At 69.9% G+C, this 24,716-nt stretch carries 24 protein-coding genes and 2 pseudogenes; 10 read left to right on the forward strand and 16 right to left on the reverse strand.

The window, feature by feature from the left end; all coding sequences use genetic code 11:
* Positions 1-582: 582 nt before the first annotated feature.
* Together OIB37_RS01395 and OIB37_RS01400 are read right to left on the reverse strand one after the other, a co-directional pair.
* The gene (locus OIB37_RS01395; RefSeq protein WP_330455636.1) at positions 583-1,011 is read right to left on the reverse strand and encodes a DUF4240 domain-containing protein; all 429 of its coding nucleotides are present in this window, start codon (positions 1,009-1,011) and stop codon (positions 583-585) included.
* 43 nt (positions 1,012-1,054) lie between these two features.
* Entirely contained in the window at positions 1,055-1,306 is a 252-nt protein-coding gene (locus tag OIB37_RS01400; protein ID WP_330455637.1) for a transposase, read from the reverse strand.
* Positions 1,307-1,894: 588 nt separating this feature from the next.
* Here OIB37_RS01400 and OIB37_RS01405 point away from each other — a divergent pair.
* The 4 genes and pseudogenes from OIB37_RS01405 to OIB37_RS01420 all read left to right on the forward strand — a co-directional run.
* Positions 1,895-3,073 carry an NAD(P)/FAD-dependent oxidoreductase gene (locus tag OIB37_RS01405; protein WP_330455638.1) on the forward strand — a complete coding sequence of 393 codons (1,179 nt, stop codon included), beginning with the start codon at positions 1,895-1,897 and terminating at the stop codon, positions 3,071-3,073.
* Between the two features lie 72 nt (positions 3,074-3,145).
* The gene (locus OIB37_RS01410; RefSeq protein ID WP_330455639.1) at positions 3,146-4,039 is read left to right on the forward strand and encodes an RNA polymerase sigma-70 factor; all 894 of its coding nucleotides are present in this window, start codon (positions 3,146-3,148) and stop codon (positions 4,037-4,039) included.
* Between the two features lie 265 nt (positions 4,040-4,304).
* Positions 4,305-4,571: a DUF6959 family protein gene (locus OIB37_RS01415; protein WP_330455640.1), complete on the forward strand. Its 267-nt coding sequence runs from the start codon at positions 4,305-4,307 to the stop codon at positions 4,569-4,571.
* A gap of 148 nt (positions 4,572-4,719) precedes the next feature.
* Positions 4,720-4,854: pseudogene (locus OIB37_RS01420) on the forward strand (hypothetical protein); the annotation flags it as partial.
* A 4-nt stretch (positions 4,855-4,858) separates the two neighbouring features.
* On the opposite strand, the gene OIB37_RS01425 reads toward OIB37_RS01420, so the two are convergent.
* The 8 genes from OIB37_RS01425 to OIB37_RS01460 form a co-directional block, all read right to left on the reverse strand.
* Positions 4,859-5,269 carry a hypothetical protein gene (locus tag OIB37_RS01425; protein WP_330462092.1) on the reverse strand — a complete coding sequence of 137 codons (411 nt, stop codon included), beginning with the start codon at positions 5,267-5,269 and terminating at the stop codon, positions 4,859-4,861.
* Between the two features lie 499 nt (positions 5,270-5,768).
* Positions 5,769-6,587, reverse strand: a complete 819-nt coding sequence (locus OIB37_RS01430; protein ID WP_330455641.1) for an AAA family ATPase — start codon at positions 6,585-6,587, stop codon at positions 5,769-5,771.
* 59 nt (positions 6,588-6,646) lie between these two features.
* Positions 6,647-7,351: a 3-oxoacyl-ACP reductase FabG gene (gene fabG, locus OIB37_RS01435; RefSeq protein WP_330455642.1), complete on the reverse strand. Its 705-nt coding sequence runs from the start codon at positions 7,349-7,351 to the stop codon at positions 6,647-6,649.
* Complete coding sequence (locus OIB37_RS01440; RefSeq protein ID WP_330455643.1) at positions 7,351-7,506, reverse strand: hypothetical protein; 156 nt, start codon at positions 7,504-7,506, stop codon at positions 7,351-7,353. Before OIB37_RS01440 ends, fabG begins: the two co-directional genes overlap by 1 nt.
* Positions 7,503-8,072 (reverse strand): hypothetical protein, encoded by a 570-nt coding sequence (locus OIB37_RS01445; protein ID WP_330455644.1) that lies wholly within the window; start codon positions 8,070-8,072, stop codon positions 7,503-7,505. The genes OIB37_RS01440 and OIB37_RS01445 overlap by 4 nt, the downstream gene beginning before the upstream one ends.
* Before the next feature lie 170 nt (positions 8,073-8,242).
* A complete protein-coding gene (locus tag OIB37_RS01450; protein ID WP_330455645.1) occupies positions 8,243-9,280 on the reverse strand; it encodes an AvrD family protein in 1,038 nt (345 codons plus the stop codon).
* Positions 9,281-9,539: 259 nt separating this feature from the next.
* A complete protein-coding gene (locus tag OIB37_RS01455) occupies positions 9,540-10,028 on the reverse strand; it encodes a MarR family winged helix-turn-helix transcriptional regulator (RefSeq protein ID WP_330455646.1) in 489 nt (162 codons plus the stop codon).
* Between the two features lie 267 nt (positions 10,029-10,295).
* Positions 10,296-11,927 carry an MFS transporter gene (locus tag OIB37_RS01460; protein WP_330455647.1) on the reverse strand — a complete coding sequence of 544 codons (1,632 nt, stop codon included), beginning with the start codon at positions 11,925-11,927 and terminating at the stop codon, positions 10,296-10,298.
* A gap of 544 nt (positions 11,928-12,471) precedes the next feature.
* On the opposite strand from OIB37_RS01460, the pseudogene OIB37_RS01465 reads away from it, so the two are divergent.
* Positions 12,472-12,582: pseudogene (locus OIB37_RS01465) on the forward strand (AraC family transcriptional regulator); the annotation flags it as partial.
* A 144-nt stretch (positions 12,583-12,726) separates the two neighbouring features.
* Here OIB37_RS01465 and OIB37_RS01470 read toward each other — a convergent pair.
* Positions 12,727-13,572: an SDR family oxidoreductase gene (locus OIB37_RS01470; RefSeq protein WP_330455648.1), complete on the reverse strand. Its 846-nt coding sequence runs from the start codon at positions 13,570-13,572 to the stop codon at positions 12,727-12,729.
* Positions 13,573-13,657: 85 nt separating this feature from the next.
* Here OIB37_RS01470 and OIB37_RS01475 point away from each other — a divergent pair, with 85 nt between their 5' ends.
* A complete protein-coding gene (locus OIB37_RS01475; protein WP_330455649.1) occupies positions 13,658-14,287 on the forward strand; it encodes a TetR/AcrR family transcriptional regulator in 630 nt (209 codons plus the stop codon).
* A 51-nt stretch (positions 14,288-14,338) separates the two neighbouring features.
* On the opposite strand, the gene OIB37_RS01480 is transcribed toward OIB37_RS01475, so the two are convergent.
* Positions 14,339-15,091, reverse strand: coding sequence for a spermidine synthase (locus OIB37_RS01480; protein WP_330455650.1), 753 nt, complete (start codon positions 15,089-15,091; stop codon positions 14,339-14,341).
* Between the two features lie 324 nt (positions 15,092-15,415).
* On the reverse strand, positions 15,416-15,820 hold the full coding sequence (locus tag OIB37_RS01485) for a MerR family transcriptional regulator (protein WP_330455651.1): 405 nt from the start codon (positions 15,818-15,820) through the stop codon (positions 15,416-15,418).
* 409 nt (positions 15,821-16,229) lie between these two features.
* Between OIB37_RS01485 and OIB37_RS01490 the strand changes: the two genes are divergently transcribed.
* Positions 16,230-17,741 (forward strand): SulP family inorganic anion transporter, encoded by a 1,512-nt coding sequence (locus OIB37_RS01490; RefSeq protein WP_330455652.1) that lies wholly within the window; start codon positions 16,230-16,232, stop codon positions 17,739-17,741.
* A 421-nt stretch (positions 17,742-18,162) separates the two neighbouring features.
* On the opposite strand, the gene OIB37_RS01495 is transcribed toward OIB37_RS01490, so the two are convergent.
* Complete coding sequence (locus tag OIB37_RS01495) at positions 18,163-18,651, reverse strand: 3,4-dihydroxy-2-butanone-4-phosphate synthase (RefSeq protein ID WP_330455653.1); 489 nt, start codon at positions 18,649-18,651, stop codon at positions 18,163-18,165.
* Positions 18,652-19,203: 552 nt separating this feature from the next.
* Here OIB37_RS01495 and OIB37_RS01500 point away from each other — a divergent pair.
* Positions 19,204-20,436, forward strand: a complete 1,233-nt coding sequence (locus OIB37_RS01500) for a cytochrome P450 family protein (protein ID WP_330455654.1) — start codon at positions 19,204-19,206, stop codon at positions 20,434-20,436.
* 454 nt (positions 20,437-20,890) lie between these two features.
* Positions 20,891-22,180, forward strand: coding sequence for an aminotransferase class V-fold PLP-dependent enzyme (locus OIB37_RS01505; RefSeq protein WP_330455655.1), 1,290 nt, complete (start codon positions 20,891-20,893; stop codon positions 22,178-22,180).
* Between the two features lie 32 nt (positions 22,181-22,212).
* Here the strand turns inward: OIB37_RS01505 and OIB37_RS01510 are convergent, their stop codons facing one another.
* Both OIB37_RS01510 and OIB37_RS01515 read right to left on the reverse strand, forming a co-directional pair.
* Positions 22,213-23,325, reverse strand: coding sequence for a sensor histidine kinase (locus OIB37_RS01510; protein ID WP_330455656.1), 1,113 nt, complete (start codon positions 23,323-23,325; stop codon positions 22,213-22,215).
* Positions 23,322-23,990 carry a response regulator transcription factor gene (locus OIB37_RS01515; RefSeq protein ID WP_330455657.1) on the reverse strand — a complete coding sequence of 223 codons (669 nt, stop codon included), beginning with the start codon at positions 23,988-23,990 and terminating at the stop codon, positions 23,322-23,324. The genes OIB37_RS01510 and OIB37_RS01515 overlap by 4 nt, the downstream gene beginning before the upstream one ends.
* Positions 23,991-24,276: 286 nt before the next feature.
* Here OIB37_RS01515 and OIB37_RS01520 point away from each other — a divergent pair, with 286 nt between their 5' ends.
* Positions 24,277-24,684 carry a YciI family protein gene (locus OIB37_RS01520; protein WP_330455658.1) on the forward strand — a complete coding sequence of 136 codons (408 nt, stop codon included), beginning with the start codon at positions 24,277-24,279 and terminating at the stop codon, positions 24,682-24,684.
* Positions 24,685-24,716 lie beyond the last annotated feature (32 nt).

Below are 24,716 nucleotides of genomic sequence, written 5' to 3' on the forward strand. Positions count from 1 at the left end.
AGCAGTGCGGCGACGGCTTGGACGGGGTTGCTCATGGGGTCGCGGCGACCGTGGTGCCGGGCCAGGGCTCGCCAGTTCTTTGGTGCGGTCTGTCTGCGTAGCCCTGCCGGGCGAGTCAGGGCACGTGAACGGGTGACGTGCGGCAAAGTCGTCCTGACTGCGCGGTAAGTGCTGTGACGACATGCATCGCACTTCACAGGGAGCATTCATGCGTCGTATCGCCGCAGTGACTCTCGGGGGCCTCGCGTTCCTCGGATTCGCCGGCACGCCTGCCAGTGCTGATCCTCCTCCGGACCCACAGACCGAGACCACATGTCTCACCCAGGCCGCTGGCGATATCACGAGCCTCGTGGACCCCGCCAGCCCCGCAGCCCCTCCAGAGGTCACTGGCGCTGCATGCCTGGCACCCTGATCTGTACATGAGCTGGACCGGTCCGCTTGGCCGAACCGGCCAAGCGGACCTTGGCCATGTCGGTTCTCCGGGGGCACAGGACCGATCCACTGGGCGCAGCGCCACCCCAGAAGTTGAGCCAGAACCGATCAACGACGCTGGAGTTCGTCACCACCCGCAGGCCATGCCGTTCAATCAGCCCAGCCCTCGGTGTTGGCGCAGGATTCGTAGGAGTAGCGGGTATCGCGGTCCCACTCCTCCCCGGTGATGCGTTCGTACGCCCGGTCTGGTGCGTAGAGCAGGGGCTCGGCCCAGATGAGGTCGATGGCGTAAGGAGTGAAAGCTGCAGGGTCCTGGAGGACGTTGTCGAATTCGGTGCGGCCGGCGGCGACGACCGCGGCACGGGTGTAGAGGAAGGCGTCGTCGGACAGGTTGTGTCCGTATTCCTTGCGGTCCAGCCGGTAGAGCGCCCATGACAGTTGTTCGGCAAAGCCGATGACCAGCGCCAACGGGGACTGGGCATGCCGCTCGGTGAGCGTGACTGCAAGGAGTTCGCCGTCCGGGTCAGTCTCCGCGGGCCTGCAGTCCTCGATGAGCTGCCAGAAGGCGTCTTCGTTCATGCTGGCGAGCATGCCGCAGGGGTCTGACAGCCCTGGCTCCGGGTCACCTGTTTGCTGCGGCCGTGAGAAGGACGCGTTTGCGGAGCAGGGGGAGCTTGGCTCGTCCGAGCATCTGGCGTTTGACCATCTTGATGTGATTGACGCATCCCTCGACGGGTCCGGAGTTCCAGCGTGTGCTCAGGCCTTGGAGCACGGCACCCTGGTCTTCCTCCAGGCCGGTGGCGAAGGCATGCAGGCGGGGCAGGTCCGGGGTGCGGACGGCGATGATCCAGCTTTGAGGTGCTGACCGGAGCATCTTTGAAGGATCTCCGCGAAGCCGCGGACGCGCTCGTGGAGGGCCTTCAGTTCAGGGCAGTTGGCACGTAGGGCGGGCGAATTGTTGGCGTTCTCCGTCGGCCGGATGCTCGGAGTGCCACGCTGATGGGGCTCCTTGAATTCGGCCACTCCGTGATCGGGGGTGGGACAGACCTGCTCTCCGAAATTCCCCACCGGCGGCCAGCCGACCTGCGTCGGAACGGCGCACCTCCGGATTCGCCTGAGATCTGGCCGCAGTTGGGGCCGGGGTCCCGCCGGTATCAGTCTGCGCCGTCGAGGACCTGGCGCTGGAGTCGCTCGCGGAGTCCGGCTTCCTCGGGGGTGAGGGGTGCGTCGCGGCGTCGGACACGCGCCGGCTTGGGCGGCAGCCGGAGCCCGTCCTCTTCGGCGTCCTGCTCTGCCTCGGCCGGACCCGGTACAGCGAGGCAAACGACGGGTTCTTGCCAGCACACCAACGGTGCACCTGGTGTGATGTGGTTCACATCAGCGGCCTGTCACGTCCGGTGCGGGTTGCTTGTCCCATGGGCGTCACCGGCATCGAAGCCGGTGCCCGACCTTGGGAGATCCAATGAACAACGGCCACCACATCGTCGTCCTCGGCGCCGGCTACACGGGCTTGTTCAGCGCCATCCGGCTGGCCCACCGCACTCGCCGGACCGGTGTGAAGATCACCCTGGTCAACCCCTCGAGCCGCTTCGTCGAGCGGCTGCGGATGCACCAGTTCGCCGCCGGGCAGGAGCTGGCCGACCATCAGATCCCCGACCTGCTCGCCGGGACCGGCGTCACGTTCGTCCAGGGCACCGCCACCGCCATCGACCCCGAGGCCCGGCAGATCACCGTCGACGGCGCCGAGACCCTCGGCTACGACACGCTCGTCTACGCGCTGGGCAGCTCGACCGACACCGGCAAGGTCCCCGGCGCCGACACCCACGCGTTCACCCTCAACAACCCGGAGATCGCCGGTCGGTTTGCCGCGCGGCTCACCGAGGTCGCCGCGTCCGGCGGCACGGTCACCGTCTGTGGCGGCGGCCTGACCGGCATCGAGGCGGCCACCGAGATCGCCGAGAGCCACCCCGGCCTGGACGTCACGCTGATCAGCCTGGACGAGCCCGGCGGCATGATGGGTGCCAAGGCTCGGGCCTACCTCTACGGCGCACTGGGCCGCCTCGGCGTCACTCTTGAAACCGGCGCCCGCGTCACCAAGGTGCTGCCCGACGCCGTCGAACTGGCCGACGGCCGGCTCGTCCGCACCGACGCCTGCCTGTGGACCACTGGCGTCAAGGTGTCGCCGCTCGCCGCTGCCGCCGGGATCACCACCGACGACCGCGGCCTCATCCTGGTCGACGCCACCCTGCGTTCGGTTTCCCACCCGGAGATCCACGCCATCGGCGACGCCGCCGCCGTCCGTTTGGCCTGGGGACAGATCCACGGCACCTGCCAGAGCGGCCTGCCCACCGCCCAGTACACCGCCGACACCATCGCGCGGCTCGTGCGCGGCAAGGCGGTCAAGCCGTTCCGCTTCGGCTACTTCCACCAGCCGGTCAGCCTCGGCCGCCGTGATGCCGTCATCCAGTTCACCAAGGCCGACGACACCCCCCGCCGCATGCACCTCACCGGCCGCAGCGCCGTCGCGTACAAGGAGATGGTCAGCGCCAGCCCGCTCATGACCTACCGATTCAGCAAGCACATGAACGTCACCACCATCGTCTCCAAGGGCGGCCGCGCCACCCGCGAGCCCGCGGCATGACGGGCACATCAGCTCCCAGCGCCGTGCTCTCGGGCCTTGCCGCCCTGGTTACGGCGCTGGCAGCATGAGCCGATGGTCGACGCCAGGGACGAGCAGGACCCGTACATCGAACACCGCAGGCTGCTGTTCGCCACCGCCTACCGCATGCTGGGCAGCGTCACCGACGCCGAGGACGTCCTTCAGGACACCTGGCTGAGCTGGAGCACCGCGGACCGCGAAGCGATCCGCCACCCCAAGGCCTACCTGGTGCGCACGGTCACCAACCTCTCGTTGAACCGCCTCACCTCCGCACGGGCAACCCGCGAAACCTACGTCGGGCCGTGGCTCCCCGAGCCCCTGCTGACCTCCCCCGACATCGCAGCGGAGACCGAATTGGCCGACAGCGTCTCCACCGCGATGATGGTCGTCCTGGAAACCCTCAGCCCCGTCGAACGCGCCGTCTTCCTGCTCCGCGAGGTCTTCGACTACTCGCACGCCGACATCGCCGAGACCCTCGAACGCCCCGAGCCGACAGTCCGCCAGATCGCTCACCGCGCACGCGAGCACGTCCAGGCCCGCCGCCATCGCTTCGACGCCGACCAGACCCAGCGCCGGCTGGTCACCGCCCAGTTCATGGACGCTTGCGCGGGGGGCGACCTGAACGCCGTCATGGAGCTGCTCGCCCCCGAGGTCACCGCTTGGTCCGACGGCGGCGGAAAGGTCACCGCTGCCCGCCGCCCGCTTCACGGCACCGACCACGTCGCGCGCTGGATCGTGGGTTTCCTGGCCAAGCCCGAACTGGCGGCCCTGACCATGGAGCCAGCCATCATCAACGGCGAGCTCGGCGTCCTGGCCACCCTCGGCGGACACACCGTCGGCGCCCTCTCGTTCGACCTCGTCGACGGCCGCATCCAAAACCTGCGCTTCCAGGTCAACCCCGAGAAGCTCAGCGGCCTGATCCCCGACAACAGCTTGGCACTGCCCTGAAGCATCCAATCCTGAAGCCCTACTGGCGGGCCCTGGACCGGGACCAGCTGTCCAGGGCCGCCGCAGCCCGTCGCCTACGACGCCGAAGGCGCCCTTGACGGAGCCGAGTCGCCCCGAACCCTGCGCTGGCGGGCGAATCGGCCCCAGTTGACGAAGGCAACGGTCTGGGCAGCGAAGAGCATCGCTGGCCGTTTTCAGGGCTGTGACCGCGCTTCCGTGATGACTACGGATGGATGAGGTACGGCGTCTGCTGTTGGATAGCCCGATGGAGCGCATTGAGGCTGAGCTGTTCACGGATCCAGGCAACGACGCGGTTGTCCGCCTGCCACCACGTCACTTCCCGGGCGTGCTGATCCAGGGGGACTCGCTGTCGATCATCCGCGGCGACGTTGCTGAAATCGTGGAAGCCTGCGCCCAGGGCAACGTCGATGACGCGCACGAGGCTGCCACCATCCTGCTGGCCAACTTCGACGAGTTGCTGGCCCGCTACGAAAGCGCGCTGGAGGCTCACGACATCAAGCGCCCCTACTGATCGCAACCGCAAGGGCCGACGGCTGGCGTTGTCTGGCCGCCGGACGTCGCTCATCCGTCTGCTGTCGGCGCCGGTGGTACCGGCCCGGGCTCCGCGGGTCCTGGGAGTGGATGACTTCGCCTTCCGGCGTGGCCACACCTACGGAACGATGCTCGTGGACGTGGAACAGGGCAAGCCGTTCGATGTTCTGCCCGACCGCAGCTCGGAGACCTTCCTTGCCTGGCTGGAGACTCATCCCGGAGCAGAGGTCATTTGCCGGGACCGGGCCACCGGCTACACCCGCGCGATCAAGCAGGCCGCCACCGGGGCGACCGAAGTGGCCGACCGGTGGCATCTGCTGCAGAACCGATGTCCCAGCGTTCCAGGAGCCGGACGCGAGTCCAAAGCACCGGTGCGTGGTAGCCGTTCAGGCGCTGCATTGCGGCGCGGTGCGATCGGGTGCCCTGTGGAAGCTGCACGAGGAACTCGCGCCGATCACCGAACAGGCCCGAGGAGACAGCGAGGTCGTACCAGTCCGCATTGAGCCTCTCGACCAGGTGCGGGGTGTCGTACCGATGGGAGAAGCCGTCGGTCACGTCTTCGCCGCCCCATCCACGGACGAAGGGCATCGTGCCCACCGGTACGGCATTGGGTATGACTTCTAGACCAGCCCGCCGTAGCGGCCGGTACACCTTGCGTTCGCGTTCCTTGATGCCCATCGGCCCATGTTCTACCAGGCCAACAACCCCTTGGCCCTCCGATTTTTCCGCCTCTACGTGATCGGCCGGACAGCTCCCGGTCACTGATGGTCCGGCAGCTCCCGCGGTAGCCCAGGTTCTGGAGCTCGGCAAGCAGCTGGATGGCGTTGGGGTGTCCTTGGGCCCAGAGTTTGTCCAGGTGGGACTTGTAGGGGTTCGAGCCGGCTGGCCGGGGGGCCGGCGCCTTCCGGTCAGCAGCTGATTCGGGGACTGCCGCGCAGGCGTTGTGGCGGACGGTGCAACCGCCCATGTGCAGTTCTCTGGCGATCGCGCCAGCCCCTACGGACGACGAGGACACACACCACCACCGGCTCCCCCCATCACCACAAACACCGTTGCGGTAACGGGGTATCTCCTGGACGGCGGTGGGTGGGACCGGCCGGTGCGCGATGTGTGTCGCCCACCGGCCAGTCCCGGCCACCAGCCCGGCCCAGCCTCTCCGTCGGCGCGGTCGCTGCCGTCAGAAGCGCATCGCGTACGAGATGCGCCGCCGCAGGGACTTGACCCGCTGGGCGTCGTGGAAGCGGGAGTCCTGCTCCAGGACGCTGGTGGCCTCGCGCACCTTCGCGCCTGCCCGCTCGATCGCCTCGTCGAGCGGCATCACCAGGGGCAGGCCGAATATCTCGACGATTCGCTCCACGCGCTCGCGGACACTTCCGCCCACCACGTGGTACGGGATCTCCAGCTCCTCCAGGGTCTCGATCAGCAGCTCGTCGGACATCTTGCGGAAGGGTTCGGAGACGGGCCGGTGGCCGTCGGCCTTCATCTCGAACTCGACCGGCAGATGCACGTAGGCGTCGTAGATCCGCTTGGCGCGCGCCTTGGCGACGGCGCCGTACGCGTCCATGTACTGGCGGTAGAACCGCTTGACCGGCAGTCCGGCGACGTTCTTCGCCGTGCGCACGAACAGGTTGGCGCCGGGGTTGATGCCGACCCGCATGCGGGCCTCACCGTAGATCCACTCGTGGATCACGGAGCCGTCGGAGATGAACGGCCCCTCGCCCGACTCGTTGTGGATCCGCTCCTCGAGCCGGCGCAGGCCGAGCATCGTCAGCTCCATGGCGCTCAGTTCCTGGACCTGCTTGCCCGGGACGAGGTCGAGGAGGATCTCGCGCGAGGTCAGCGCGTGAGTGCGAGGGATGCCCGTCGCCATCGACAGGGTCTCGGTCGTGGTGCTCTTGCCGCTGGAGTAGGTTCCCGAGATCGCCAGGTGCAGACCGCGCTGCGGGACGTCGGGGGCGGGCGTGCTCGTCGGGGCGGGGGTACTCGTGTTCCCCATGGTGTGTTCTCTTCCCGTCGTGGATGGCCCGGCCGCGGCCGGGGTGTGGAGTGGAGGGGTCAGCCGCCCAGGCCCAGGCCGCCGCTGACCGGCAGGACCGCTCCGGTGACGAAGCGGCCCGACTCACCGGCGAGGTAGCGCACGGCGGCGGCGACGTCGGCCGTCTCCCCGGCGCGGCCGAGTGGCGTGATGGCCAGTAGGTGGTCGCGCCGGCGGTCGGTGATCTCGCGGCTCATGGCCGTGTCGATCAGGCCGGGCGCGACGACGTTGACCGTGATGTTCCGGGGGCCGAGTTCCCAGGCGAGCGAGCGGGCCATGCCGAGCATTCCGGCTTTCGCCGCCGCGTAGTTGACCTGTCCGGGCGCCCCGTACGCATAGGTCATGGACGACATCAGGATGATCCGCCCCCAGCGTGCCCGCACCATGCCGCGCACCGCGCGGCGGACGGTACGGAAGGCGCCGTGCAGATTGACGTCGACGACGTCGGTGAAGTCCTGCTCGTCCATGCGCAGGAACAGCGTGTCCCGGGTGATGCCCGCGTTGACGACGAGTACTTCGACCGGCCCGTGTGCGGCCTCGGCCTTCTCGAAGGCCGCGTCGATGCTCGCCGGGTCCGTCATCTCCGCGCGGACGCCGAGCAGTCCGTCGGGCGGTTCGGTGTCGCGGTGGGTGACGGCGACGCGGTCGCCGTCCGCTGCCAGGGCGGTTGCCACGGCGAGTCCGATGCCGCGGTTGCCGCCGGTGACCATGACCGAGCGTCCCATCAACGGCTCCTCGGGGCGGTGGTGTCGGGCCGGTACGGACGCCAGCCGGTACGTGCGAGATTGCCCGTGGCGGTCTCGGCCAGCAGGCGGCCGATGTCCCACCGGCTGAGGACCGGGCCGAGCGGCTCGGTGTGCTGCGGAGGCTGCTGCTTCATCGGACCGCCTCGCAGCCCGCCGACGCCGCGCACGGGCGCCCGCCGTCGGCGAACAGGTACTCCACGGCCGCCGCCAGGCGGTCCGTCGTCAGCGCGCTCGGCAGCAGCCGCCGGGCGAAGCGGGGGCTCTGGGGCACTCCCGGCCGCGTCTCCTCGATCAGCAGCGGCGGCAGGAGCGCCATCGGTGTGCGGGACAGCGCCGCGTCGCTCTCCGCGAGGAAGCGTGCGGCGCGCTCACGGTCCGCCTGCGGCAGCCAGTCCAGGAACGGCAGCCGGACCTCGACGACCTCGTCCCCGTCGTCCGCGAGGTCCTCGCGGACGGCAGCCACGAGATCGCGCACCACTCGGCGAGGGGCGGCCTGCCACTCCTCGCGCAGCAGCGGCAGGTGACGGCGGGCGTCGTCCAGCAGGACGAGCAAGGGGCGTTCGTCGTCGAGGTACTCGCGCACGAGGGCGCGCTGTGCCTCGTCCGGCCACAGTCCCGTCGGGGTCCATTTCCTCCTTCCGGGCTCGACGGCGGGCTCGTTCCAGAGCACGCGGGCCGGTCCCTCGAGTATGACGAGCACGTCTCCCAACCGGAGCGTGGGCGTAAAACGCATGATGTGTTTCCCCCGTTTTTTCTGCCACGAAATGTGCGCGAAAAAAAGACGGCTTCGCGCATGCCGAATCACCCGCCGGCGGACCGGACGTTCCGGAGAATCGGACACAGAGATTTCGCGAGTAATTGATGTGCCGTTTACGCGGCGGCGGGCAGGCGGTGGGCCAGCCAGCAGCGTCCGCCGATCCCGGCGAAGTCGTCGATCGCCAGTTCCGCGGTGCGCCATAGCGCGTCGCCCATGGGCAGGAGCCGGCTGCTCGCGGTGCGCACCGTCGGCACGAAGCTGCGCCCCAGGGGGCGCACCGGCGTGCGCGCGTTCATGACGAAGCGCCGCATCCACAGGGTGTCGCTGTCGCCCCGCGCCAGGCCGTCCTGTGCGTAGAGCAGGATCTGGGCGAGCTGGGCCACGCCCACGATCGCGTCGACCAGCGAGACCGACGGCCCGTACGCCGCTTCGGCTCCGCAGGTGTGCGGGGCCGCCTCCGCGCCCTCGGCGACGACGTGCCGCAGCACGCGGACCTCTTGCCGGTCCAGGTCGACGCGAACGTGTTCGGCGCGCTGCTCGCGCCGCTTGTAGCCCTTGCCGTAGTGACGCGCGTGCGCGGGGCCGAGAGCCTGTTTCTCGTCGGAGTACCTGGCCGGCTCCCCTGCCGCGTCGCCCTGTTCGTGCACGAGTGTGCAGCGGACCTTCAGCCGCCCGACCCGGCACTCGAACGTACTGGCCAGGGTCGAGTCCTGCGCGGACGGTCCTTCGACGGTGACGAGCCTGCCCTGTACGGGAAAGTCCGCCAGCTCCTCATGGGGGCTGCTCCCGGCCCGTACGTCGGCGTGACGCAGCCAGATCCTGCGCCGCTCGGCCGGGCTCAGACCGAAGGCCCGGGCGAGGTGCACCTCCGCCAGATTGGCGGCGAGCACCAACGCGTCGATGCTGCTCAGGTGCGGCCTCAGATCGCCGGTGCCCGATTTGCGGGACCAGTCGCGCGGGTACGTCAGCGTGCCGCGCGCGGTGACGAGCGCGCCCGGCCGGGGGCTCCCGTCAGTGGTGATGTCCGTGAGGGTCTGAGTGACGCGCTTGTATCCGCTTCCGAAAAAGCGCGAGCTGCCCGACCCGAGGCAGCTTTCCAGAGATGCGTAGAGTAACTCGCTGCTGCCCTTACCGTTCTCTATGGAGTTCATTCCCCGTTAAACCTTCCCCCGTGTCCGGGCCGCACGGCCCGGACGGAAAAAGACTAACACGGGGGTAGGTCCCGGAGAAAGCATGATAAGAGGTGTGACACCCTCCACAGATCAAACTCAATTGATCCTCAAAAAGGGATTCATTAATTCCAGTTCCGCTTTGATCTCCGCGGTTCGGGTTCCGTTCCGGCGCGGCCTCCGATTCGCCTTCTGGTCCGGGTTTCACCGAAACCGGGCGTCACCAGGTCGCGGACCGGATTCACTCGCAGGCGATCACGCGGGGCCAGCGGTCGGCGAGCAGATCGCCGAGGAGGGCCCGCAGCCGCTCGCGGTCCTCCACGGGTACGGCCGCGAGGAAGTCCCGCTCCACCGCGTCAACGGCGCGCCCCGCGCGCTCCAGCGCCGCCCGGCCCTCGTCCGTCAGGCGCAGGATGTAGCGCCTGCGGTCCGACGGGTTACGCCGCCGCTCCACCTGGCCGGCCCGCTCCATCTCGTCGACGAGGGCCACCATGGTCGTGGGGTCGAGGTGGAGCAGCCGGCTCAGATCCTGCTGGGACAGGCTCAGATCGCTTTCCAGCGCGGCGAGTACGTAGAAGTAGCGCAGCCGCATGCCCTGCTCCGCGAGGGCGCGCTCCGCGTCCTCCATGAGGATCGCCCCGGCCTTGTTCAGCAGATAACCGGTTCTGCGGACGAGAGGGAAGTCGAAGCCGCCGGTGGACTGCGCCGGGGTGGGCGTCGCCTGTGTCATGCGGGCCGTGCCCCCTTCTCGCTCGGTTGTCGCTCTTCGTCGCCCGGTCGCCGCTCGGCGGTGCCGGAGCGCCTGCTTGTCGGCCGGCGGCGCCGAAGCACTGGGTGGCCGGCCGGTGATGCCGAAGCGCCTGGCCGCCGGCCGGTGGTACCGAAGTACTCGGTGGAGCCGAACGTCCCTGGTGCCGATCGTCGATTCTACAAAGGCTACTGGCGGTGGCGCCGGGCTCCAAGGCCGGTACCACCGCCAGTTGCCCGACGACCGGCTCTACCGCTCCCCGCCGGAGCGCACGGACTCCGCCGCGGAAAGCCCCTCGACGCCCGCGCCGCCTGCGATGCCTTGCGAGTCCGGGGTGTTCACGACATCGCCCCGGGCGCTCTCGTGCAGGTCCCGCGTGCGGATGAAGAGGAAGCCCACGAGCGAGCCGACGACGGCGACGGCCGCGCACACGAACATCACGTCGGTCAGTCCGTCCACGAAGGCGGTACGGGCCGCCGCCTGGAGCGCGGGGGCCATCGCCGCGGGCGCCCGGCCGATGGCCTCCGCGCCGCCACCGGCCGCCACGGCATCGCCGAACTCATGTGCGGAGGAGCCGAGTTGGCGACCGACGTCGGACGTCGCGAACAGGTCACTCACCCGGCTCTGGAACGCCGCACCGAACCCGGCGATCCCGATCGCGACACCCACCTGCTGGAACGTCTCGTTGATCCCGGAGGCCATGCCCGCCTTGGCCGGCTCGACGACGGCGATGGACAGTGACGCACGCGGCGGGTTGAACAGCCCCATGCCGAGGCCGATGCCGAACATGCTCGGCAGCAGCGCGGTCCAGGCGGTGTCCGGACCGATGAGCGCGACGAGACCGAGGCCGAGCGCGATGAGCGCGAGGGAGGTCCCCATCAGCAGCCGCTGCGGCACGCGCGTGGTCAGCGAACCCGCGACCGCGGCGGCGACGAACAGCGTCCCGGTCAGAGGAAGGAACCGCAGTCCGGTCTGCCAGGGCGAGAACGCCAGCACGTTCTGCACGTACGACACGAGGAGGAAGATCGCCGACATCGTCGCGGCGGCGCACACCAGGGTCACGACCGACACACCGTTGAAGGTCATGTTCCGGAACAACGCGAGCTGGAACATGGCCCGTTCGCCGCGGTGCCGCTCCACGAGGGCGAACACGACGAGGAGAACCGCGGAGGACGCGAACATGCCGACGATGGGCGCGCTGCCCCACCCCTCGGCCTCGCCTCGCAGCAGCGCGAGGACGAGAAGCGTCAGCGCACCGGTGAAGAGCACCATGCCCCACCAGTCGACGGCGACGGCCGACTCGGCGCGGGACTCACGCATCCGCAGTCCGCTCACGGCCAGGGCGATCAGCCCGACCGGGACGTTCACCAGGAAGATCCAGCGCCAGCTCAGCCCGTCGGTGAGCGCGCCCCCGATGAGCGGGCCGAAGGCGATGGACAGCCCGACCACACCGCCGAAGATCCCGAAGGCCTTGCCCCGGTCCTTGCCCTGGAACTCCTGCCCGATCAGCGCCGGGCCGACGGCGAACAGCACGGCCCCGCCGAGGCCTTGGACCCCCCGGGACACGGACAGCATGACGGCGTCGTTCGCGAGGCCGCAGGCCAGTGACGCGAGCACGAAGACGACGAAGCCCACGTTGAAGACGCGTTTGCGGCCCAGGCGGTCCGCCAGCGATCCGGCCGTCAGGAGCACCGCCGCGAGCCCGAGGGCGTACGCGTCGAGCACCCATTGGAGTGAGGTGAAGCTGGCGTCGAACGCGTCCCTGATGTCAGGCAGCGCCACATTCACCACGGTGAGGTCGAGCAGCAGCATGAACGTGGCCACGCACACCACGGCCAGGGTCCAACCCCGCCCGCTGGTCGGTGTCGTTCGTTCGGACATTGTTCCCCCGAAATCTGAATGATCAAGAACTTAAATCATCGAAATTCCAACGATCCGAGAAGATACGAAGCGGCTGGGGGCGTGTCAACGAAAGCCGCACATTTCGGCCATGATCAGTCCGGGTGACGCAGAAGGGTGCGGATCGCTCAGAACGAGTAGGTCTTGTCCGCGAGGACAACCTCTGGCGCCTTCCTGGTCCGGCCGGGCGGCCGCCCGGCAGCACGGCGGGTCGTCCGGCAGCACGGCGGGTCGTCCGGCCCCAGGCTTCGCACCAGGCAGAACCCAGGAACGGGGACTCCCTGCCAAGTCCAGCGTGTTGAGCACGAGCTGACCGACTTCCTCGGTCCGAGGGGGTGCTGCTCGTGAACACGACTCATCGCGATCTCACCTCGCAGCGCTCCAACGGATCAGTGCTGCCCGGCGGGCGGGGCAGTGAACTTGGCGAGTTGCCCTCGTTGGAGCATCACGAAAGCGTGGTCATCGGGGGCCGGCAGGGGTGGGACTGGGGGCGGCACCGGCATCGTCCCCCTTCACAGGCGCCGCGACCCCGGTGACCACGGTGGCACATCAGTGCGGCTGGTCGTCCACCAGCGCCTTCATCGACGTCTTCCGCCGCGCCTTCGGCCACACCCCTGGCTCCCACCCGACGGGCTGAGGGCACGTACGAGCCTGGACCCAAGGCGGTTCGCATCGACCGGTGGCCCCGACATCGGTGACGCCGTCGACCTTGACGGCCCGCGGGTCGCCGAGGAGTTCAGCGAGCGGGGCGTCATCACCCCTTCGCACACCCCGGCAGGTGCTACCGAAAGGCCGGCAGGTGGCGCGCGACCCAGTCGTCGAAGGGCCTGGCAGGGCGGCGGAGGACCGTCTGCACGTCAGGGCTGATCGCCTGCTCGACCGGCAGCGGCTCCCCGATGACGTCCAGGGTGCCGTCGACGATGTCGTCGGGCATGAACCGCGCCATCTCCGCGTGTGCCTCCTCGCGGGACAGTTCCACGAAGGCGACCTCCTCGCCCAGGGCCCGGGAGATCGCCGCGGCCTGTCGGCGCGGGCTGATGGCCTCGGGGCCGGTCAGTTCGTACGTACGGCCCTCGTGCCCTTCTTCGTGCAGTGCGGCCGCGGCGACTGCGGCGATGTCGGCCGCGTCGACGACCGGCAGGGCCACGTCGCCGAACGGGGCGAAGATCCTGCGCCGGGTACGGACCGGCTCGGCCCAGGCGAGGGCGTTGGAGGCGAACGCGCCCGGGCGCAGGATCGTGAAGTCCGCCCCGGAGGCACGCACAGCGCTCTCGAAGTCGCGCAGGCGGGTGTGCGAAAGGGCTGCGGGGCGGGTGGAGTTGATCTGGGAGGAGAGCAGGACGATCCGCTTGACCCCGGCCTCCTCTGCGGCGCCGATCAGGACGTCCGGGCTTTCGCCTCGGCCGTTGAGCTCGCCGCCCAGCAGGAGGAATAAGGCGTCGGCGCCGTCGAGGACGGGCCGCATGCTCGCACCGTTCCCGATGTCCGCCCGGGCGTGCCGGACGCCGGCCGGGAACTCCTCGGGCCGTGGATGCCGCGAGACGGCCACGACGTCCTGCCCCGCCTCGACGAGGAGGGGCACCAGGGTACGTCCGATCTTGCCGGTCGCGCCGGTCACCACGATCATTTCCATCACCTCAAAGTGAGTTGGTCGACTGACTTACTCGTGGACCGTAACACGGCTCTCCTGGGGGCTGTCTATAGTTAGTTGTGTGACCAACTCAGCGAATTCCCGGGCGCGTTCGGCAGACAAGCGCCGACGGCTGACGACCGAGGCCGCCCGGGTGCTGCACGAACAGGGCGTCGAGCGCACCACTCTGGCGGACATCGCGCGCGCGGCCGACGTTCCCGTCGGGAACGTCTACTACTACTTCAAGACCAAGGACGAGTTGGTCCTGGCCGCGCTCTCCGAGCACCGGGCGCACCTGGACGAACTCATCGGCCGACTCGACCAGTTGCCCGCCCCGGTCGATCGTCTCAAGGGGCTGATCGAAGCCTGGGTAGACCAGCGGGAGGTCGCCGCCCGCCACGGCTGTCCCACCGGCACCCTCGCCGTCGAACTCGACAAGCGTGCCGACGGCACCCTCGACGCGGAGGCCGGTACGGCGATCCGGCACCTTCTGGACTGGACCGAATACCAGTTCCGCGCCATGGGCCTGCCCGAACCGGACGACCTCGCCGTTACCCTCGTCTCCGCCTATCAGGGCATGTCGCTCCTGGCCAACGCCCTGCGCGACCCCGACATCATGGCCCGCCAAGGAGCCCGCCTCCTGCGCTGGCTCACCTCCCTGGCGACTCCCGGCCGGCCCGCGGACCCCGCTCGGCAGGCGCCGGGACACTGATCCCGACAGCCCCGCCGGCCCTGACACCGCCGCGCGGCTGTCGGTGTTCGGTCACGGCGCACTTCGTGGTGCGGGTCGGGGGGTGTGGGCGAGGTAGACGGTGTTGGCCGACTCGCGTTCCTGCAGCGGATTGTCGAAGGAGACGACCTCGGCCCGCGCCTCGACGAAGGCCTGGGCAAGCACCGCGAGGAACTCCTCGTCGGGCCGGTCGTTGGACCAGAGCGCGAACACACCGCCCGGGTGGAGGCGTTCGCCGAGGCGCCGGAGGCCGTCGAGCTGGTAGAAGTCGGCGTTGCCGGGGTGCAGCAGGTGGCGTGGCGAGTGGTCGATGTCGACGATGATCGCGTGGAACCGGCGCTCGGGGGCGAGCGGGTCAAGGCCGGCCGTGGAGCGGCTCATTGAGAAGAAGTCACCGTGCACCAGCCGGCACCGCGGATCCGCCGCCAGCCCACTGGGGATCAGCGCGCGCTCATGCCAGTCGATCACCGCGTCGATCGCGTCGACGACGACGAGCGAGCCCACGTCCGGGTTCTTCAGCACCGCCTCGGCGGTGTAGCCGAGGCCCAGGCCACCCACGACCACGTCGAACGGTGCGGTCGCGGCGAGTTCGGGGGTGGCCAGTTCCGCCAGGGCGAGGTCGGCCAGCTTCACCTCGGCGACCGTGAACAGACTGGACATCAGGAACTCGTCGTTGAGCTTGATCTCGTAGACCGGTTCGGCGATACCCGGATACCTGCGCCGCCGGAGAGCGAGCTCACCCAACGACGTCTTCTGCCAGTCGAGTTCTTCGAAACGCGCGCTCACTGGATCACTCCCCGTCTTTCGGTTCGAGACGTGCACATGCAGGGTCTGCAGTCCGCTTCGTCCTGTCGTCGACTCGCTGTGCTCGTCCGAGATCCCACCGGGCTCTTCACGGCGGCGCAGTCGACGGCCAGGCGGCCAGCAGACGGCAGACGGCAGACGGCAGACGGCAGACGGCAGACGGCAGACGGCAGACGGCAGACGGCGCAGTGTATCCATCTCGCCCGTCGGCTGAACGGGTACGCCGCGCCCGTCGGCTCGCCGCCGAACGTGATGTGCGATCAAGCACGGACAGAGCGCGGCGCATCCACCCCGAAGGTGGCTGTATCAGGAGGTGGGAATCCTCGTGAGGCGTTCCGCGAGCGTGCCGGCGAACTCCTCCGCCCGGGCCAGCTGGGTGCGCAGATCGGCGACCCGCTGCTGCGCGGCCCGCTCGAAGCCGCGTATCCGCTCCAGCAGTTCCCCGCGCTCCCCCGACGGCAACTCCTCGCCCGAGTCGAGGCGCTCGGTGGCGTCGAGCAGGGCGCGCATCTCGTCCAGGGTGAAGCCGAGCGGCTTCATCCGCCGGACCACCATCAAGCGGGCGACATCGGCCTCGCCGTAGAGGCGGAAACCGCCCTGGGAGCGGGCGGAGGGGACGACGAGGCCCGCCTCCTCGTAGTGGCGGATCGTGCGCAGCGACAGCTCGGTGCGTGCGGCGACCTCGCCGATCTGCATGTGCTCGCTGTTCACGCGGGGTAGCTTCCTCGTCCCTCGGTACGGCCGCTCCGACGTCAGGGCAACCCTACCCTAACGTTAGGGTAGGGTTGCCCTGACGTCGGGGGACCATTTGCCGCGCCCGCCTCACGGTGCCGGATGTCGTCCCGCGCCTGTCAGTCCTGTCGGGGCCGATGACGCCCCCGGCGAAGATCGTTGTCCGTAGGAGAGAGCGAGCGCGTGACCATGGTGCATGGCGCTGCCGTCTGTCCGCCGTGACCCTTCGCCCCCAAGCAGTGTCCGTCTGCCTCGCCGGTCGTGTCGCTGCCCACTGACTTCGGTCCGCCGCTCGCGGACTTCGTGGATCGCCGCCCCGGCTCTCCATACCCTCCTGCACGCCCGCCGTGATGTCGGGTGTGCCCGAGCACGACAGGTTCCGCTTCTCTTGTCTTCCCCCGCACCGTCCCCGGCCGAGCGACTGCGCGGCATCCGGCCGGCCCGCCCCTCCTGGCTGTCGCCGAAGGTCTTCCGTACCGAGGTCCTGGCCGGATTCGTGGTCGCGCTGGCGCTGATCCCGGAGGCGATCTCGTTCTCGATCATCGCCGGCGTCGACCCGGCGATCGGCCTGTTCGCGTCCTTCACGATGGCGGTGACCATTGCCGTCGTCGGCGGCCGCCCGGCGATGATCTCCGCGGCCACCGGCGCCGTCGCCCTGGTCACCGCCCCGCTCAACCGTGAACACGGCTTCGGCTACCTCGTAGCGGGTGTCATCCTCGGCGGCGTCTTCCAGATCGTCCTCGGCGCGCTCGGGGTGGCCAAGCTGATGCGGTTCATACCGCGCAGCGTGATGGTCGGCTTCGTGAACTCCCTGGCCATCCTCGTCTTCATGGCGCAGGTGCCGGAAATGACGAACGTGCCGTGGGCCGTCTATCCGCTGATCGCCGCCGGCCTGGCGCTCCTGGTGTTCTTCCCGAAGGTCACCAAGGTGATCCCGGCGCCGCTGGTGTCCATCGCCATCCTCACCGCCATCACGGTGGCCGCGGGCATCGCGGTACCGACCGTGGGCGGCAAGGGCGAGCTGCCGTCCTCCCTGCCGGTGCCCGGCCTGCCGGACGTGCCGTTCACCCTGGACACGCTGACGACCGTCGCCCCGTACGCGCTCGCCATGGCCCTGGTCGGTCTCATGGAGTCCCTGATGACCGCCAAGCTCGTCGACGAGATCACCGACACCCATTCCTCCAAGACCAGGGAGTCCATCGGCCAGGGCATCGCCAACATCGTCACCGGCTTCTTCGGCGGCATGGGAGGCTGCGCCATGATCGGCCAGACGATGATCAACGTGCGGGTGTCCGGCGCCCGCACCAGGCTGTCGACGTTCCTGGCGGGCGCGTTCCTGATGGTCCTGTGCATCGTCTTCGGGCCGGTCGTCTCCGACATCCCCATGGCCGCACTCGTCGCGGTGATGGTCATGGTTTCGGTGGCCACCTTCGACTGGCACTCCATCGCCCCGAAGACCCTCGGGCGGATGCCCGCCGGGGAGATCGCCGTCATGGTGATCACGGTCGCGTGTGTGGTCGCCACCCACAACCTCGCCATCGGCGTCGTCGTCGGCTCGATCACCGCGACGGTGGTCTTCGCCAAGCGCGTCGCCCACCACGCCGAAGTCACCGCGGCCACCGACCCCGATGGCGGCACTGTGGTCTACCGGGTCTCCGGCGAGCTGTTCTTCGCCTCCTCCAACGACCTCGTCGGCCGCTTCGCCTACGCCACGGACCCCGACAAGGTCGTCATCGACCTGTCCGGCGCGCACGTGTGGGACGCGTCCTCCGTCGCTGCCCTGGACGCCATCGAGGCCAAGTACGCCCAGCGCGGCAAGACCGTGGAGATCACCGGCCTGAACGAGCCCAGCGCCCGCATCCACCAGACGCTCAGCGGCGAGCTCACCGGCAGCCACTGACCGGCGTGCGTACACCGGAGCCGACGGCGCGGAGGCTGTCGGCTCCGGCGGCCTTCGCCAGGGCGCGGGCGGCGGTGTGCTCGTACGGGAACGTAACCGCGACGCCCGATCGCTCGGCGACGGCCCGGCGGAACTCACGCGGCCTCTTCGGAGTGACTCGCGCCAGTTCCCGGGCCCGGACGGCGGTGGGCCACACCCGGTCGAAGCGGTCCTCTGGGCCGCGACACGGGTCCGGCTCACGCGCGTGCGACGGGACCGGCTCACGCGCGTACGGCTGAGATCCCGGGCCGGGTGCCGACCGGAGTCGTCAGTATGACGGCGAGCAGGGGCAGCGCCGCGGTGGCATGGGGTGCCTGTGCGGCGGCAAGGCCGGCGACATCGTCTGTCAGGAGTGTGCCGGGGCGGGGAATCGCCAGGACGTTCAGGCCGGCGGTGGCGGCGGCGCGGATGCCGTTCGGGGAGTCCTCGGCGGGTGGCCTCCGGGCCGGGCCCGCAGCGGGAAGACATGCCCCGGCCGGATCAGCCGCTCGGGACCGCTGCCGGGGTCGGCCAGGGTCCGCAGCGTCAGCGCCCGGTCCGCCGTGCCAATCCCGGAACCGGTGCCTGCCGCGTCCACCGACACGGTGAACGCGGTCGCCTCCACGCCGCCGGCATGCGGGACCATCAGCGGCAGTCCGAGCCGCTCGGCGACTTCCGGCGCCATGGGTGAGCAGATCAGCCCGGAGGTCCAGCGCACGAAGAAACCCACCGCCTCCGCGGTCGCGAACTGTGCAGCCATCACGAGGTCACCCTCGTTCTCCCGGTCCACAGCATCGACCACGATCACGGGCCGCCCTCTGCGCAGCTCCTCGACCGCGCCCATCACCGTGTCGGGGACCGTGCCCGGCCCTGGTACCGAAACCGACGTCATCGCGACCCGCCGTTTCCCTTGTCCTGACTTCTGCGAGGTGTATCGGTGACCAGGTTGCCGGGCTTGAGGGCCCTGGACCGGCGCATGAAACACGTACCGAGGCTGCCGCGAGCGCGGGCGTGCGTTCGGCCGCGGGACCCGCGACCTCCCCCGTTCCGTCGCGCCGTGGGGTGAACGTTCTCGCCGAAGACGCTCCGGCAGGAGTCGACCGGGCCGTCGCGGCGCCCCGCAACGCTTCCGGCGAGGGTCCGTAGGCCACGCGGCCGTCGGCGGAGCGCGTCGCGCCGGTATCGCGCTCGTATCGCGCTTCCACGAGCTGCACGCCGCCCGTGCGCAGGAGATCGCGCCGGCCTGAACAGGTCCGAGGACGGCTCGCCCACCTGGTTCTGCGAGGCGCGGGACGTGGGCGGCGAGCCATCTCCCGGACGCCGAACCGGAAAAGGATCTTACCGCCCTCCGGCCCCAACTACGATGGCAGTCAACCCAGTTACACCGTACCCCGACAGACCTGACCGACCGTCCTTCCATCGCCCCACCGCTGAAGGAGACCTCGTGCCCGAGCAGCCGATACTCGTCCTGGACCCCACCGGTGCAGACCACCACGCGGAGCACGAGGCCCTGCGTGAGCGGGGTCCGGCCACACGCGTGGACCTGCTCGGCGTGACCGCCTGGTCCGTGAGTGACCCGGCACTCCTCAAGCAGCTCCTGACCAGCCCGGACGTGTCCAAGGACGCGCGAGCGCACTGGCCGGCCTTCGCGGACACCGTGCCCACCTGGCCGCTGGCCCTCTGGGTCGCGGTGAACAACATGTTCACGGCGTACGGCGGCGACCACCGCAGGCTGCGCCGGATGGTCGCGCCCGCCTTCAGCGCGCGCCGGATCGCCGCGCTGAAGCCTGCCGTCGAGGAGACGGTGACCGCCCTGCTGGACGAGCTGGACACCCGGCGCGAGGGTCAGACCGTGGACCTGCGCGAGCATCTGGCCTACCCGCTGCCCATCGCCGTGATCAGCCGTCTGATGGGTGTGCCGGAGGCGCACACCGGCGCCTTCCGCCAGGCCGTGGACGGTGTCTTCGACACCACCCTCACCACCGAGGAGGCGATGAAGAACACCGTGGTTCTGTACGAGGGGCTGGACCAGCTGGTCGCGGCCAAGCGCGCGGAGCCCGGCGACGACATGACGTCGCTGCTGATCGCCGCCCGCGACGAGGAGGGGGACGGCAGCGCGCTCACGGACGAGGAGCTGCGGGACACCCTGCTGCTGATGATCAGCGCCGGGTACGAGACCACGGTCAACGTCATCGACCAGGCCGTCACCTCCCTGCTGGCCGACCCCGCGCAGCTCGCCCACCTGCGCGCGGGCCGGGCCGACTGGGACGACGTGGTCGAGGAGACCCTGCGGCACGAGCCGGCCGTCAAGCACCTCCCGCTGCGCTACGCGGTCCGGGACATCGAGCTGCCCGACGGCCGGACGATAGCCCGCGGTGAGGCGATACTCGCCTCCTACGCCGCCGCCAACCGTCACCCGGACTGGCACGGTCCGACGGCCGACGCGTTCGACGTGACCCGCCCGACGAAGGAACATCTCGCCTTCGGTCACGGCGTCCACTTCTGCCTCGGCGCCCCGCTGGCCCGCCTGGAGGTCGCCACCGCGCTCCGTCAGCTCTTCGAACGTTTCCCGGACGTGGAGGCGGTCGTCCCGGCCGCCGAGCTGGAGCCGCTCCAGTCCCTGATCAGCAACGGCCACCAGACGCTTCCGGTACGGCTGCGGCCGCTCCGCGACTGACCTCGCGGGTCGCGGCTTCTCCGCGATGCGATGCGGCCGGGTCCGGCCAACGGGCACAGCGAAAGCTCGGCAGGTCGCGGGCGGTGCCGGGCGCCGGCCCGTCCGCGTCCGCCGAAGCGTGCCCGTCGGCGATACCCCCCGACTGGCGGGGTGCGCTTCGGCCAGTCGGCGGGGTGCCTTCGGAACGCCGCCGGGGTGGGCCGGGGCGACGAAGGGGCAATCCTCAGAGCATGAGACCGGACACACCGCCGACCGCGCCATCAGACGTACCGGGCGGGCGCTGGGGTGGAAGGTTCTCCGGCCTCGCAGGTGGGGCGCCGTACGGTCGAGGTCGGCCGCCCGGCCTCCCGCCTTCCCGACCAAACGTGACCGATCGGGCGCTCAGCGTCATCATCCTCGCCCGAGCACCTCGTCAGGGCTCTCGAAACATCCGGGACGCGATGGGAGAAGAGAAGTGACGCAGACACGAGCAGGACAGGTCGTGGCGCAGGGGGGCTTCACGCGCGGTGATGTCGCCCGGGCACGCGCCGACACACCGGGATGCGCCAAGGTCGTGCACCTCAACAACGCGGGCGCCTCGCTCATGCCCCGCCAGGTCCTCGACGCGTCCGTACGCCACCTCCACCTCGAAGCCGGCATGGGCGGCTACGAGGCCGCCGCCCACGCCGCCGAGGACATCGAGTCGGTGTACGGCTCCGCGGCACGGCTGCTGGGCTGCGACCGTGACGAGATCGCGCTGGTCGACAACGCGACCCGGGCGTGGGGCATGGCCTTCTACGGGATCCCCTTCCGGCCCGGGGACCGCATTCTGACCAGCACGGTCGAGTACGCGAGCAACTTCATCGCGTACCTCCAGATCGCCGAGCGCACCGGCGCCCGCGTCGAGGTCGTCCCCGACGACGAGCACGGCCAGATCTCCGTCGACGCCCTGCGCGCCGCGATGGACGAGCGGGTGCGGCTCATCTCGGTGACGCACGTCCCCACCAACGGGGGCCTCGTGAACCCGGCGGCCGAGGTGGGAAAGGTCGCTCGCGAGACGGGCGCGCTGTATCTCCTCGACGCCTGTCAGTCGGTCGGCCAGCTCGACGTCGACGTGCGGGAGATCGGCTGCGACATGCTCTCGACGACGGGCCGCAAGTACCTGCGCGGTCCCCGCGGCACCGGGCTGCTCTACGTCCGACGAGACGTACTCGACCGACTCGTCCCACCGACCCTGGATCTGCACTCCGCGACCTGGACCGCCGCCGACCGGTACGACATACGGCCGGACGCACGCCGGTTCGAGACGTGGGAGGCCAACTACGCGGCTCGGCTGGGCCTCGGCGCCGCCATCGACCACGCCCTGGGCTGGGGCCTGCCGAGGATCCAGGCGCGGGTCACCCAGCTCGCCGAGACACTCCGCGAGCAGCTCGGCGAGGTGCCCGGCATCACCGTGCGGGATCTGGGGGTACGACGCTGCGGTATCACCACGTTCACCCTGGACGGCGTAGCGCCCGACAACATCAAGTCGGCCATGGCCGCTCAAGGGATCAACGTCAGTGTCTCTCGTACGGCCTCGACCCGGCTCGACATGGACGCCCGGGGCCTCGCGGAGGTCGTCAGGGCGTCCGTGCACTACTACAACACGGAAGAAGAGATCGCCGCCCTGGTCTCTGCCGTGCGGAACTGCTCCTGCTCAGGCCCTGGAACAGCGGCCGGGGCCGGGACCGGCGCTCACGGCGGCAAGCTGGCTTCCGTCCGCTGACCGACCGCCCGTGGGCTCGCGGTGGCAGGGGTTCACCGGTTCGGATCGACGGGCAGTTCCAGGCGCAGCTCGTAGCCGCCGTCGGGCATGGGGCGCGATGTGACGCTGCCACCGAGGAGTTCCGCACGTTGCCGCAGGCCGACGAGGCCGTGGTGGGAGCTGGGCAGCACGAGGGCGAGGCGGGTGGGGGCGGTGTTGGTGACGGTGGTGTGCAGGATGCCGGCCCTGTGGTGGATGCGGATGACGGCCGTCGCGCCGGGGGCGTGTTTGCGCACGTTGGTCAGGGCTTCCTGCACCGTTCGGTAGACGGCCCGCTGGACGGTCGGCGGAAGGTCCTCCGGCAGGTCGGTGTGCAGTTTCGCTTCGATACCGCCGGCGTCGACCAGCTGGTGCAGGTCGGCGAGGGAGGGCTGGGGGGTGAGTTCCGTGGGCCGGCTGCCCGAGGCGCGCAGCACGCTGACCATGTGGCGCAGTTCGTCGAGGGTCTGCACACTGAGTCGCCGGATCGTGGCCGCGGCCTGTCTGGTCTTGGCGTCCGGTCCGGCGACCTGGAGCGCTCCGGCCTGTACGGCGATGAGGCTGACCTGGTGGGAGACGACGTCGTGCATCTCCCGGGCGAGCTGCGCGCGCTCTTTCGCGAGAACGCTCTGGTCGGTCAGCAGCCGTTCGTGCTCGCGGGCCTCGGAGATCTCGGCGAGGCGCAGGGACAGGTCGCGCCGGGCCTGTACCAGCTGGCCGAGGAAGACGGGGGCGGTCGCGGTGGCCAGCGTGTAGGTGAGGTGGAAGAGGTTGGCGGTCCCGGTGAGTTCGGTGGTCTTCAGCGACGACCAGGGCCACGGCAGGAACGCGCCCACCCCGAAGACCAGTGCGCACGCGCCCAGCAAAAGGCGATGTCTGCTCAGTGAGGCGAGGGTGTAGAGCGCGGCCGTGGTGGCGAAGGCGGCGTCGGAGATCAGGGCGGTCGGGAGGGTGAGGACGAAGGTCGTCAGTGGAAGCCGGCGCCGCAGCAGGAGAGCGAAGGCGGCGAGCAGTGCCAGGGCCATGGCCGGCTGGTCGCCGAGGCCGACGTGCACCGACGCGTCCGCCAGCGCGACGCCGACCAGAGCGACGTCCAGGAGCGGAGCAGGCACCCTTCGGGGCGTCATCCGGCGTCCTCTTCCTTCGACGGCGCCAGCAGCCCCGCCCGCTCGGCGATCAGCACCGCCTGGACGCGGCTGCTGACCTCCAGCTTGTTCAGCACGGCACTCACATGGCCTTTGACGGTGCCGGTGCTCAGGTGCAGACGGTCGCCGATGTCGGTGTTGGCCAGCCCCTCGGCCACCAGCACGAGGACGTCGCGCTCGCGCTCGGTCAGCCGGGCCGTGAGCCGGACGGCCGAGGGGTCACGCGCGCCCGCGTCGAGGTAGCCGTCCACCACGGTGCGGGCGACTTTGGACGACAGCACGGGGCCGCCTCGGGCCAGCGCTCGTACCAGCTGGGGAAGCTGCTCGGGGTCGGTGTCCTTGAGCAGGAATCCGGCGGCTCCGGAGCGCAGTGCGGCCGTGACGTACTCGTCGGTGTCGAAGGTGGTGAGCATGGCCACCACCGGGGGCTCCTGGAACCGGCGGATGTCGGCCAATACGGTGAGCCCGTCCACGTCGGGCATGCGGATGTCCAGCAGAACGATGTCGGGTCGCAGCTCCCGCACCGCCCGTACGGCGTCGGCGCCGGGAACCGCACCCACCACCTTGATGTCGTCCGCCGCGTTGAGAATGTGCGAGAAGCCCTCGCGGACCAGGGCTTCGTCGTCGACCACCAGGACCTGGATCACGTGCGCTCCACTCGTCGCGGGTTCGCCGGTGGATCCGTACCACCCCAGAGGCCGGGCATCGGTCGCCCATCCGTGATTCCCGCCGGTTGGCGGGGTGGACCCAGCCGGTTGGCGGGTTGGGCCTCGACCGGTACGCGGCGTGGCTTCGGAGGGCTGCCGGGGTGGGCCGAGGCTCATCCAGGAGAGTCAAAAAAACTTGGACGGCGATGTCGAGAACGCGCGATCGGCTCCGTCCCCGAGGTGAGCGTGACCACAATGGGTCGCACCAGCACCGAGGAGAAGCACGATGGCCAAGTACCTGCTGCTCAAGCACTACCGCGGCGCTCCGGCCGCAGTGAACGACGTGCCCATGGACCAGTGGACTCCGGAAGAGATCTCGGCCCACATGCAGTACATGCACGACTTCGCCGCCCGGCTCGAGAAGACCGGCGAGTTCGTCGAGGGTCAGGCACTCGCCCCCGAGGGGACCTGGGTGCGGTACGACGGTGAGGGGCGCCCGCCGGTCACCGACGGCCCGTTCGCCGAGACCAAGGACCTCATCGCCGGCTGGATGGTGATCGACGTCGACAGCCACGAGCGCGCCGTCGAGCTGGCCGGGGAGCTGTCGGCCGCTCCCGGTGCGGGCGGGAAGCCGATCCACGAGTGGCTCGAAGTGCGCCCGTTCTTCGGCGCGGCGCCCACCATCACGGAGTGACTTCTCCGATGAACGAGGCCCTGCTCCGGAGC

The organism is Streptomyces sp. NBC_00820 (genome assembly GCF_036347055.1).
Classification (GTDB): domain Bacteria; phylum Actinomycetota; class Actinomycetes; order Streptomycetales; family Streptomycetaceae; genus Streptomyces.